Source organism: Chryseobacterium sp. SORGH_AS_0447 (assembly GCF_030818695.1).
Taxonomy (GTDB): Bacteria; Bacteroidota; Bacteroidia; order Flavobacteriales; family Weeksellaceae; genus Chryseobacterium.
This window is the reverse complement of sequence record NZ_JAUTAR010000001.1, coordinates 4303408-4315961: the sequence shown is the minus strand read 5'-3', so window position 1 is coordinate 4315961 and position 12554 is coordinate 4303408. Positions and strand designations below refer to the sequence as shown.

Here is a 12554-nt window from a genome sequence, read left to right as displayed (position 1 = left end):
ACCATTCGTTCATTCAAATATTGAAAATGTTATCAAGAAAGGTTGAGGGATTAGACCCTGTGAAACCTTAGCAACCCTTTGCGCAAGCAATGAAGGTGCTACGTTCTACCAGAATTATTTTTGGACAGATAACTTACTGAAGTTCTTTCAGCCATTTCCTGTGGCATTTTCAATTGTATTAAAATAATAGAATTGAAAACAGAACTTAAACATATTACCTTTTCGTATCGCACAAATTCCGGCAGGGAATACGATATTCCGTTAAGCTATCAGCTTTTCGGAAAAGAACTGTTTTCTGCACCTGTTATTTTGGTTAATCATGCACTCACCGGAAATTCGGAAGTTTCCGGAGAAAGAGGGTGGTGGAAAAAGCTGATCGGAAATCATCAGGTGATCGGTACGGATCAGTATACGGTTCTGTGTTTCAATATTCCCGGAAACGGCTACGATGATTTTTTTATTGATGAATATGAAGATTTTACCCCTTCAGATATTGCCAACATCTTCTTGAAAGGGATCGAAATTTTACAGATCAAAAAATTATATGCTATTATCGGAGGCTCGCTGGGAGGAGGAATCGGCTGGGAAATGCTCGTTAAAAATCCAGGACTTGCTGAGATCTTTATTCCCATTGCCTGTGATTTCAAAACCCACGACTGGCTTCATGCACAGTGTCTCGTTCAGAAATTTTTACTGAATCAGGAAGACCAGCCCCTGCAAAAAGCCCGGATCCATGCGATGCTGTGTTACCGTACATCGGAATCGTTAAATGAAAGGTTCAGAAATAAATACAGTCAGGAAAAGCAGAGACTTGAATCTGAGGACTGGCTGGTTTATCACGGAAATGCCTTAAACGAAAGATTTAGTTTGAAATCTTATAAATTAATGAATCATTTGCTGATGAATATTAATGCCGAGGAATCCCGTTTGAAAGACATTAAAGCCCGGATTCATCTGGTTTCAGTAAACACGGACCTTTTTTTTCCGTCCTCTGAAATTCGAATGTGCTATCACAAGTTAAAAGAGCATAAGGATCAGGTTTCCTATCATGAAATACAGTCAATACATGGGCACGATGCCTTCTTAATGGAATACGAACAATTAAATACGATCATTAAAAATATTTTGTAGACGATGAAGAATAATGCAAACGAAATAAAATTTTTGAAAAACAGGTCCATCATCAAATTTGAAGGAGAAGATTTCTTAGGCGAAATCGGAATCGACGGACGGATTTTTAAGGCGCTGACCTTAGCGAGAATCAGTGTGGGAGTCATTTCCCAGCAGGCTATCGAAAACGGAATTTCCATCCTCGTACAGGAAAGCGATTCTGAAAAAGCGGTGAATTGCCTGATTGACGAATTTGAGGCAGAAAGAAAATCAGGGAAAGTATCCCAGATCTACAGCATAAATAATGTATCGGTTATTGGCTTTGTGGCTGAAGATTTCAACAAAGTATTGGCAGAGTTGGCACGGAACAATGTCTTTCCATTGCTCCTTAACCAGATTGCAGCGGAAAAAAGGGTAAACATTGTTGTAACCTCCTCTCAGGATGAAAAAGCAAAAAACATTATCGAATCTGAAATTTCCAAAAAACCGAAAACCGTGCATTTGGCCATCATCGGTCATGGAAATGTCGGAAAAACTTTAATAGAGCAGGTCCTGGAATCTTCAGAAGAAATCAGAAGGCGTAAAAAGATTGATCTTAAAGTGGTAGCCGTTGCCAATTCCAAAAAAATAGCTTTTAACAAAAAAGGCTTCAGTGCAAACTGGACAGATGAGGTAGAGACGGCGAAAAATCCGTCGAACGTTCAGGAGCTCATCCGGTTCTCAAAAGAAAATCAGCTGGAAAACTTAATTGTTGTAGATAATACAGCGAGTAAAGATTTTGTGCACAATTATCATGCATTGGCCGAAAACGGGTTTGATCTGGTGTCATCGAACAAAATCTTCAACACCCTTCCGATTGAGGAATACCGTAAACTGAGATATACATTAAATAAGAATAACAGACGTTACCTCTATGAAACCAATGTGGGAGCCGGTTTGCCTTTAATTGATACCATCAAGCTTCTTCATCTTTCAGGAGAAAATATCACAAGAATCAAAGGGGTGTTCTCCGGAACATTAAGCTACGTCTTTAATAATTTTTCTTTGAGAGACGAAAAGTTTTCCACCATCATCACTGAGGCATTGGAGAAAGGATATACCGAACCTGATCCCAGAGAAGATCTGTCCGGAAACGATGTTGCCCGAAAGCTGCTCATCCTGGCACGAGAACTCGACCTGATCAATGAATTCAATGACATCAAAATCCAGAATCTTGTTCCTGAAAGCCTGCTGGATATCTCAAAATCAGAATTCCTTTCCAGATTGGAGGAACTGGATGAAGAGTATCAGAAAATCAAAGAAAACCAGGCACCGGGCCATGTTCTGAGATATGTAGGAGATCTTCACGGAGACCTTCAGAAAGATAAAGGGGAACTGGATGTAAATCTGATTTCTGTTCCTGCTGGCTCGGCTTTAGGCCAATTAAAAGGATCTGATTCCATCTTCGAAATCTATACTGAAAGTTACGGCGAAAACCCGATCGTGATCATGGGAGCCGGAGCCGGAGCGAAAGTAACCGCAAGAGGGGTATTCGGAGACATTTTAAGAGTCAGTGAAACGAAATAAAATAATGTAACAATAGAGCAATGCAATAGTGTAGCAATTTAAAAATGTAGCAATTTACCGCTGATTTAATTGGCATGCCGAATCAGTCATGATATTGAATTGTTCCATTGATACACTGTTCCATTGGTAAAATAAATAGAGTATGGAAAATTTTGAAACCCTTGCCATAAGAACCCAAACGGAGAGAACCCCGTTTGATGAGCATTCGACGCCGCTTTTTCTTACGTCAAGCTTCGTATTTGAAGATGCGGAAGATATGCGGGCGAGTTTTGCGGAGGAAAAGCCAAAAAATTTATACAGCCGTTTCTCTAATCCAAACGTAACGGAATTCACCGATAAAATAACAAAAATGGAAGGTGCTGAAGCAGGTTATGCTTTTGCGACAGGAATGGCTGCGATTTATTCAACGTTTGCCACCCTCCTGAACGCGGGCGATCATATCGTAAGCTGCCAGTCGGTTTTCGGTTCTACGCACACCTTGTTCACCAAGTATTTCCCGAAATGGAATATTGAAACCACCTACTTCAAAGCGGAAGATGCCGAAAATGTTGAAAAGTACATTCAGCCAAACACGAAAATCCTATACCTGGAAACGCCTACCAATCCCGCGATTGAGGTGTTGGATCTGGAGTTTTTCGGGCAAATTGCTAAGAAACACAATCTGATCTTCATTGTGGATAATTGTTTCGCGACGCCTTATCTGCAACAGCCCATTAAATATGGAGCTGATATCGTAGTGCATTCTGCAACAAAATTAATCGACGGTCAGGGTCGGGTTTTAGGAGGCGTAGCAGTCGGCAGAGAAGATCTGATCCGTGAAATTTACCTGTTCGCAAGAAATACAGGACCGGCGATGTCGCCTTTCAATGCGTGGGTATTGTCCAAAAGTCTGGAAACATTAGCTATTCGTGTTGAAAAACATTGTGAAAATGCCTTGAAAGTAGCAGAATTTTTAGAAAGCCATCCGAATGTGGAATTGGTAAAATATCCCTTCCTGAAATCTCATCCCAGCTATGAAATTGCCAAAAAACAGATGAGACTGGGTGGAAATATCGTTGCCTTCGAAATCAAAGGCGGTATCGAAGGGGGAAGAAACTTTTTGAATAAAATTAAAATGTGTTCCCTTTCTGCCAATCTCGGAGATACGAGAACCATCGTTACGCATCCTGCATCCACCACCCACTCCAAATTAACCGACGATGAAAGAAACGAAGTTGGAATCACGGCAGGATTGGTTCGCTGCTCAGTCGGTTTGGAACATGTGGATGATATTATTGCGGATCTGAAACAGGCGTTGGATTGATTCAATTGCAAGCCCTGAAAGGGCGAAATCAACAGCCTGCGGTACAGCCGTAGGTATAAAAATAAAAGCAGCAAAGCCCTGAAAGGGCGAAATCAACAGCCTGCGGTGCAGCCGCCGGTATAAAAATAAAATATAAAGCATCAAAGCCCTGAAAGGGCGAAATCAACAGCTTGCGGTGCAGCCGCAGGTATAAAATAAAATGTAAAGCAGCAAAGCCCTAAAAGGGCGAAATCAACAGCCTGCGGTGCAGCCGTAGGTATAAAAAAAATGTGAAGCAGCAAAGCCCTGAAAGAGTGAAATCAACAGCCTGTGGTAGAGCCGCAGGTAAAAAATAAAAATTAGAACATGCCAAAATCTCTGAATAAAATTTATATCCATATCGTATTCAGTACAAAAAACAGAGAACCTCTTATTTCTGATGATATTAAAGAGGAACTGTTCAACTACTTAGGCGGCGTATGTAAAAATTTAGAGTGTAATCCTATTCAGGTTGGCGGTTATAAAGATCATGTTCATATTTTATGTTTGTTATCAAAGAAAATTACTTTGATTAAATTATTGGAAGAATTAAAGTCTTCTTCATCCCAATGGATGAAAACCAAAGATGCAAAATTCTCTTCTTTTTATTGGCAAAGCGGCTATGGAGCATTTTCGGTAAATCCTACCGAAATTGAGATTGTGACGGCTTATATTAAGAAACAGGAAGAACATCACAAAATAAAAAATTTTCAGGACGAATATCGGGCGTTTCTTAAAAAATATAATGTGGAATACAATGAGGAATACGTCTGGGATTAATGACTCCGCCCTTTCAGGGCTTTTTAGTGATAGGTAAATAATTTAAACATTGGGCTGTACCCAATGCTAATGATAAAGCCCCTTCAGGGCAAAAAAAAGAAAAATGAAAAACTCAGAACAACTATACAAAGCACTATCCGAAAGAATTTTAATTCTCGACGGAGCAATGGGCACCATGCTGCAACGGTACAAATTTGAAGAAGAAGACTACCGTGGCGAACGTTTCAAAAACTGGGAGCATCCGGTAAAAGGAAACAATGATTTGTTGTCCCTTACCCAGCCCCATGCGATCGAAGAAGTCCACAAAAAATATCTGGAGGCAGGCGCGGATATTATCGAAACCAATACCTTTTCGGGAACCACGATTGCAATGGCTGACTACCACATGGAAGATCTGGTGTATGATTTAAATTATGAATCGGCAAAAATCGCCAGAAAGGCCTGTGATGAATACACCGCTAAAAACCCTGATAAACCGAGATTCGTCGCCGGATCCATTGGCCCTACCAACAGGACGGCAAGCTTAAGTCCGGATGTGAATGATCCCGGGTACAGAGCCATTACCTTTGAGGAACTGAGAATTGCTTACAAACAGCAGTGTGAAGCACTTTTGGATGGCGGCTCCGATATTCTGCTGGTGGAAACCATCTTCGATACGCTGAATGCCAAAGCCGCATTATTTGCGATTGATGAACTTCAGGATGAAAGAGGGATCAAAATCCCGATCATGGTTTCCGGAACCATCACCGATGCTTCGGGAAGAACGCTGAGCGGGCAGACGGCAGAAGCATTCCTGATCTCCGTTTCCCATCTGAATTTGCTGAGTGTAGGGTTCAACTGTGCGTTGGGAGCCAATCAATTGACGCCTTATCTGGAAACACTGGCGCACAATTCGGAATTCCATGTGTCAGCCTATCCGAATGCAGGACTGCCAAATGCTTTCGGGAAATATGATGAAACGCCGGAAGACATGGCCGGACAGATTAAGGAATATGCTGAAAAAGGACTGATCAACATCATCGGAGGCTGCTGTGGAACAACACCGGAGCACATCAAGGCCATCGCAGATTTGGTAGCCCAATATCCGCCGAGAAAACGGAAAGAATTTGTTTGAATTTAATGTGAAATTTTTGATGAAATAAGAATAGAAGGGAACAATTTTTACTGTTATATTTAAGTTATCACGCAAAATTTAATATAATGGAAAAACCTATTTACTTAAAAGATTCGGAAGATGCCAAACTGTTTAATGAACTAAGGAAAAAAGTGAACCGAAGAGTAGAATCCATTCCAGAAAACCGCGATATTTATATTCAGATCAAAGCAGTCATTCTTCCTTTGGTCTATTTCGGTTTATATGTATTTGCTCTGTTTAATGCCGACCGGCCGTGGGTATACATCTCAAGCTTTGTGCTGATGGGGATTTCACTGGTTTTGATTTATTTAAATTTAATTCACGAAGCAGCACATAATAATATTTTTAAAAATAAAAAACTTAACAGCGTGGTGCTGCAAATCTTTGATTTTGTAGGAGCCAACTCTTATATCTGGAAGAAAAGGCATATCGCCAGCCATCATGCGTATCCTAATGTAGACGGCTGGGATACGGACATCGAACAAAGCGGACTGCTGCTGATCGTGCCGTGGATAAAAGCGAAAGGCATCCAGAAATACCAGCACCGGTTTTTCTTTCTGGTCTATCCGCTGTACCTTTTCAACTGGATGTTCATCAGGGATTTCCGGGACTTTTTTGATAAGGAAAGAGTAATCCTGAAAACCCAGGGAGCAATTCCGATAAAAGAGAAAGTTAAAATGGTTGCTTATAAGCTATTTTACTTTTTCTATCAGATTGCCGTTCCCATCCTGTTTTTCAAAGTCTCAATCGGGCTGGCTTTGGGAGCATGGTTTTTACAGGTGATTGCAGCAAGTATTTTTGCCCTGTTTGTCCTGTTGCCGCTGCATCCGCTTCCCGATAATGCTTTTCCGAAGCTTGATGAAAAGAACGGATTGCCGTTCAGCTGGATCCGCCATCAACTGGAAGTGACCAATGATTTAAAAGAAAACAACTGGTTTGTACGGAATGTGCTGGGAAATTTCAACTTTCACGTAGCCCATCACCTTTTCCCAAATTACAGTTATGCTTATTATAATGAAATTACCGAGGAAATCGAAGAATTTGCAAGGGAACATGATCTCGGCTATAAGCGGTTTCCGATTTTTACTGCTTTAGGAAAGCATGTGGACTTGCTGAAGCAGAATGCGAATAACGCATACTATATTTTAGAAGAATAATAAATTGATGAAATATTTAAGATTATCAGGGCTGGAGCCTTTGATTATTACACCGGAAAGCAATTTTATCAATGTTGGGGAGAGAACCAATGTTGCCGGGTCGAAAAAGTTTTTAAGATTAATAAAAGAGGAAAAATTCGGAGAAGCATTGGATATTGCACGCCACCAGGTAGAAGGCGGTGCGCAGATTCTGGATGTTAATTTTGACGATGGGCTGATCGATGGGAAAGCTTCCATGATCAAATTTTTAAATCTGATTGCTTCCGAACCGGATATTGCCAGAATTCCCCTGATGATCGACTCTTCGAAATGGGAAATCCTTGAAGCGGGATTGCAGGTCGCGCAGGGAAAATGCGTTGTGAATTCCATCAGCTTAAAAGGAGGGGAGGAAGAATTTATTAAACAGGCCAAGGCCATCAAGAGATATGGGGCCGCCGTAATTGTAATGGCATTTGATGAAGTAGGGCAGGCGGATACGTATGAACGAAGACTTGAAATTTCAAAACGTTCCTATGATATTCTGGTCAATCGTTTAAATTTCCCGGCAGAAGATATTATTTTCGATTTAAATATATTTCCTGTAGCAACAGGGATGGATGAACACCGCCGGAATGCCATCGATTTTATTGAAGCAACGAGATGGGTTCGCCAAAACCTTCCGTATGCATCGGTAAGCGGTGGGGTTTCCAACGTTTCCTTTTCATTCAGAGGAAATGATACCGTAAGAGAAGCGATGCACTCCGTGTTCCTTTACCATGCGATCCAGGCAGGAATGAATATGGGAATCGTAAACCCGGCGATGCTGGAAGTGTACGATGAAATCAATAAAGAGCTTCTGGAGCTGGTAGAAGATGTTATTCTTGATAAAAGGGAAGATGCCACCGAAAGGCTTCTGGACTATTCCGAAAAGCACAAATCCGTTAAAAAAGAAAAAGTTGAAGAACTGGAATGGCGTACAAAACCTCTACAGGAAAGAATCACCCATTCTCTGGTAAAAGGAATCGACCGGTTCATCGAAGAGGATGTGGAAGAAGCCAGACAGCAGGCCGCAAAACCGCTACATGTTATTGAAATTAATCTGATGACCGGAATGGGAGTTGTCGGAGATTTGTTCGGAAGCGGGAAAATGTTCCTGCCGCAGGTAGTAAAATCGGCAAGGGTAATGAAAAAAGCGGTGGCCTATTTACAGCCTTTTATTGAAGCGGAAAAGGACGGATCCAAACCCGCCAACGGGAAAATCCTGATGGCTACGGTGAAAGGCGATGTTCATGACATAGGAAAGAATATCGTAAGTGTGGTATTGGGATGCAACAACTATGAAATTGTTGATTTGGGCGTAATGGTACCTGCTGAAAAAATTATCCAGACAGCGATTGAAGAAAAAGTGGATGTTATCGGGCTGAGCGGACTGATCACGCCAAGTCTCGACGAAATGGTCTATATCGCCTCCGAGCTGGAAAGACAAAACCTGAATTTTCCTTTGCTGATCGGCGGAGCCACCACGTCAAAAGCACATACGGCGGTAAAGATTGATCTGAAATATAAAAATGCCGTAGTCCATGTAAATGATGCTTCCAGAGCCGTAAACGTAGTAAGCTCATTGCTGGGCGACCGGAATAAAGAGTATGTGGAAGACTTAAAGAATGACTATTCGGAATTCCGCGAAAAATTCCTGAACAGGCAGGTAGAAAAAGACTATGTTTCAATAGAAGAAGCGAGAAAGAATAAGTTTAAAATCGATTGGCAAAATGAAGAGATCTTCACACCTAATCAACTGGGAATTACGGTTGTTGAAAATCAGGATTTAAGAGAATTGCTGCCCTTTATCGACTGGTCGCCATTCTTCAGAAGCTGGGACCTACACGGCAAATATCCGAATATCCTTGAAGATGAGGTGGTGGGAGCACAGGCAACAGAACTGTTTAAAGATGCTCAGGTAATTTTAAAAAGGATTCTAGACGAAAAATTACTGACGGCAAAAGCGATTTTCGGGATTTTTAAAGCCAACTCCAATGAAACGGATGATATTCTGATCTTCAATGAAAATCATGAGCAGCAGGTGAAATTTATTACGCTCAGACAGCAGGCGCAGCGTTCCAAAGGAAAAGATTACCTGGCTTTAAGTGATTTCATCGCTCCCCAAAGTTCCGGAAAAACTGATTACATGGGGGCTTTCTGTGTAACTACAGGTTTTGGAACCGATGAACTGGCTGAAGAATATGAAAAAGCCAACGATGATTACAACGCGATTATGGTGAAAGCCTTGGCTGACCGTTTTGCAGAGGCCTATGCCGAATTTTTACATAAAAAAGTAAGAACCGAATATTGGGGTTATGCCAATCAGGAAAACTTAACCAACGAAGAACTGATTGCCGAAAAGTACAAAGGAATCCGTCCGGCTCCCGGCTATCCGGCCTGCCCGGACCATTTGGAAAAGCATGCCATCTGGGATCTTCTAAAAGTGGAAGAAAACATCGGGGTGTACTTAACGGAAAGTTTAGCAATGTTCCCGACCGCTTCGGTTTCCGGGTATTATTTCGGAAGCCCGCACGCCAAATATTTCGGCTTGGGAAAAATCGCAGAAGACCAGTTGAAAGATTATTCCGTAAGAAAAGGAATTTCTTTGCAGGAAGCGAGAAAATGGCTGTCACCGAATTTAGCAGATTAATAGAATAGTGAAGGGTTAATTGTTGCTGGATGTATTATCATTCCACTGACCGGCAACTTTCAACAAGCAATAAAAAATAAAATGAAAATCACCGACCACATAAAAAACGCAAACGGAAAACCTTTATTTTCCCTCGAAGTTGTTCCGCCACAGAAAGGAATCGGAATCGAAGACCTTTACAGAAACATCGATCCGTTAATGGAATTTAAGCCGCCTTTTATTGATGTAACGACTTCAAGGGAAGAATATATTTACATCGACAAAGGAAACGGGCTGATGGAACGCCGGATCACCCGGATGCGTCCCGGAACCTTGGGGATCTGTGCGGCTATTCAGCATAAATACAATGTAGACACCGTTCCGCATTTGCTGTGCGGCGGCTTTACAAAAGAAGAAACCGAATACCTGCTGGTCGACTGTATGTATCTGGGGATCGATAACGTAATGGCTTTAAGGGGGGATGCGATGAAAGGGCATCAGTATTTTGAGCCAACCTCCGGCGGACATGCCAGTGCGATGGACCTGGTGCATCAGATCAATAACCTGGGAAGAGGGAAATACCTGCATAATGAAGAAAAAGAATGTGAGGAGCACAATAAATTCTGTATAGGTGTAGCAGGCTATCCCGAAAAACATATGGAAGCCCCTTCCATGAATTACGACCTGAAATGGCTGAAGCAGAAAGTAGATGCTGGTGCCGATTACATTGTTACCCAAATGTTCTTTGATAATAAAAAATATATCGAATTCGTAAAAAAAGCCCGTGAAATGGGAATCACGGTGCCGATCATTCCGGGGATCAAACCAATTGCCACCAAAAAACACCTGAAAATCTTACCGCAGATCTTTAAAATCGATTTGCCGGAAGAGTTGATCAATGAAGTGGAGCATGCTAAAAACAACGAAGCCGTGAAGCAGATCGGTATCGAATGGGCGATCGCGCAATGTAAGGAACTTCTGGATTTCGGAGTTCCGGTATTGCACTTTTACTCCATGGGGAAAAGCGATAATATTAAAAAAGTAGCCGGAGCGCTATTCTAATAAAGTAAAATGAATCTTTTGAAAGTCCTGTCGAAAGCAGGACTTTTTTTTGTTTGGAATTAACGGATTTCGCTCTGATATTGCAAAAGTTTTTCAAAAACACTGTGGGTCGTCGGTTTTGAAGAATTCAGATTGAAGATAAACATTCCGCTTTCGATGTTGAAATAATACTTTGTTTCCTGATCCTGTACCGAAAACCATTTTAAAAGTCCGTTGACTATATTGATATCTTCCCATCTGATGATGCTTTCCTGCAACGGGAATGTATAAGGATGCTGATGTAAAGTGTCTACAAAATGAATACGGTCACCTTCTATATAGATCATACCGCTGCCCTGGAAAGCTTTGATTTTAAAAAATTCGCTCTGGGCATTTCCCATATTGTAACGTACAAAAGCATAATATTCGGGAGTACCGATCTGTTCAAGCAAAAGCTGCTGTTTTTTTCTGCGGCTTCTTGCTGCAAGGTAAGCGATCAAAAAAATGATGGCCGGAATTGATAAAAGAAAAAGCAGAAAAATAATAATTAAAACAATGATTGAGGTCATTACGGTAGAATTTGATTTACATTACAATTCAGGGTGCCTTTCAAAATCTTTATTTCGATCAAAAAGATACCGGTAGGTCGCCAGTTTCCTGGTTACGGTGGTATCAAGGTTTTCAGCAATTCTTATCATTTTTGGATTAAAATCACCGATCCACTGCATTTCGGTCACTTTAAAGTCGGTATGCTTTCTCAGATGCTGTGTGCCTTCCCAGATCATGTATCCTTCAAGGCCTTTTCTTTGCCACTCCGGAACCACTCCAAATACAAGACCAATCATCTTTTCATTTTTTCTGAATTTCTTCAGCCATAAAAATTTCAGCTTTTCCCAAAGTCCGAACTTTCCGTTCAGGTATTTAAACCATTGATTGGTGTCCGGAAGATTCATCCACATTGCAACCGGCTTCTCTTTCTCATACACAAACCATGAAATATGCTCATTGATGATCGGCTTCATCGTTTTAAACATTTTCAGGACTTTCGATTCTTCCATGCGTTTCCCTTCACCGTGTGCAGCCCAGGCTTTATTATAGATTTCGGTAAAATCCTTTGCGAATTTCCCTAGGTTATTTTTTGTCATCGGCTTTGCCGAAATATCAGGATTCTTGCTGTGTTTCGCATGCATCACTGTAAAAACCCGGGATACTTCCGCGAAGATCGGCCGGGAGAAACAAAGCTGCTCAAAGTAGATCTTGAATCCATAATTTTCAAAAAGATCCTTGTAATAAGGAAAATTGTAGTTCATTCCGTACAGAGGCTCGATAAAACCTTCGATTACCAGTCCCCAGAATTTATCACGCTCCCCGAAATTAATGGGTCCGTCCATTGCTTCTATTCCTCTCTGCTGAAGCCAGCTTTTACAGTGGTCAAAAATAAAATCAGACGTAGCCTGATCGTTGATACAGTCGAAAAATCCGATTCCTCCGGTAGGCTGTTGCTGATGATAGGTTTCATTGATAAAAACCGCAACTTTTCCCACTGTTTCATTTTTCTTATTTTTAAATAAAAACCGGGTACATTCTCCGCTTTTAAAGAATTTGTTTTTTTCTGGATTAAAGACCTCTTCAATATCGATATTCCGCGGTCTGATGTAATTCTTGTCCTGTTGGTAAAGCCTTGCCGGAAACTCTAAAAATTCCTTTTTCTGGGAGTCGTTTTGTACTTCTTCAGCAATAATCATGGGGTAAAAATGATAGTGGAGGCGAAAGATAATGTTTTTCGGCCAAATTAAA

General features: G+C 41.2%; 10 protein-coding genes and 1 riboswitch. Of the genes, 8 read left to right on the top strand and 2 right to left on the bottom strand.

Annotated elements, in window-relative coordinates; translation table 11 throughout:
• The first annotated feature begins 26 nt into the window (after nt 1-26).
• Nucleotides 27-135: riboswitch (SAM riboswitch) on the top strand.
• A 57-nt stretch (nt 136-192) separates the two neighbouring features.
• The 8 genes from QE422_RS20040 to metF all read left to right on the top strand — a co-directional run bounded on the left by QE422_RS20040 (nt 193) and on the right by metF (nt 10778).
• Nucleotides 193-1131, top strand: coding sequence for an alpha/beta fold hydrolase (locus QE422_RS20040; RefSeq protein ID WP_373463429.1), 939 nt, complete (start codon nt 193-195; stop codon nt 1129-1131).
• A gap of 3 nt (nt 1132-1134) precedes the next feature.
• The gene (locus QE422_RS20035; RefSeq protein ID WP_373463428.1) at nt 1135-2676 is read left to right on the top strand and encodes a homoserine dehydrogenase; all 1542 of its coding nucleotides are present in this window, start codon (nt 1135-1137) and stop codon (nt 2674-2676) included.
• A gap of 142 nt (nt 2677-2818) precedes the next feature.
• On the top strand, nt 2819-3979 hold the full coding sequence (locus QE422_RS19635) for an O-succinylhomoserine sulfhydrylase (protein ID WP_307462108.1): 1161 nt from the start codon (nt 2819-2821) through the stop codon (nt 3977-3979).
• Nucleotides 3980-4324: 345 nt separating this feature from the next.
• A complete protein-coding gene (gene tnpA / locus QE422_RS19630) occupies nt 4325-4777 on the top strand; it encodes an IS200/IS605 family transposase (RefSeq protein WP_307462105.1) in 453 nt (150 codons plus the stop codon).
• A 103-nt stretch (nt 4778-4880) separates the two neighbouring features.
• Complete coding sequence (locus tag QE422_RS19625; protein ID WP_307462102.1) at nt 4881-5891, top strand: homocysteine S-methyltransferase family protein; 1011 nt, start codon at nt 4881-4883, stop codon at nt 5889-5891.
• 86 nt (nt 5892-5977) lie between these two features.
• Complete coding sequence (locus QE422_RS19620) at nt 5978-7069, top strand: fatty acid desaturase (protein WP_307462100.1); 1092 nt, start codon at nt 5978-5980, stop codon at nt 7067-7069.
• A 7-nt stretch (nt 7070-7076) separates the two neighbouring features.
• Complete coding sequence (gene metH, locus QE422_RS19615; protein WP_307462097.1) at nt 7077-9737, top strand: methionine synthase; 2661 nt, start codon at nt 7077-7079, stop codon at nt 9735-9737.
• 81 nt (nt 9738-9818) lie between these two features.
• A complete protein-coding gene (gene metF, locus QE422_RS19610) occupies nt 9819-10778 on the top strand; it encodes a methylenetetrahydrofolate reductase [NAD(P)H] (protein WP_307462095.1) in 960 nt (319 codons plus the stop codon).
• A 59-nt stretch (nt 10779-10837) separates the two neighbouring features.
• On the opposite strand, the gene QE422_RS19605 is transcribed toward metF, so the two are convergent.
• Complete coding sequence (locus tag QE422_RS19605) at nt 10838-11326, bottom strand: hypothetical protein (protein WP_307462093.1); 489 nt, start codon at nt 11324-11326, stop codon at nt 10838-10840.
• Between the two features lie 21 nt (nt 11327-11347).
• The gene (locus QE422_RS19600) at nt 11348-12502 is read right to left on the bottom strand and encodes a hypothetical protein (RefSeq protein WP_307462091.1); all 1155 of its coding nucleotides are present in this window, start codon (nt 12500-12502) and stop codon (nt 11348-11350) included.
• Nucleotides 12503-12554: the final 52 nt, after the last annotated feature.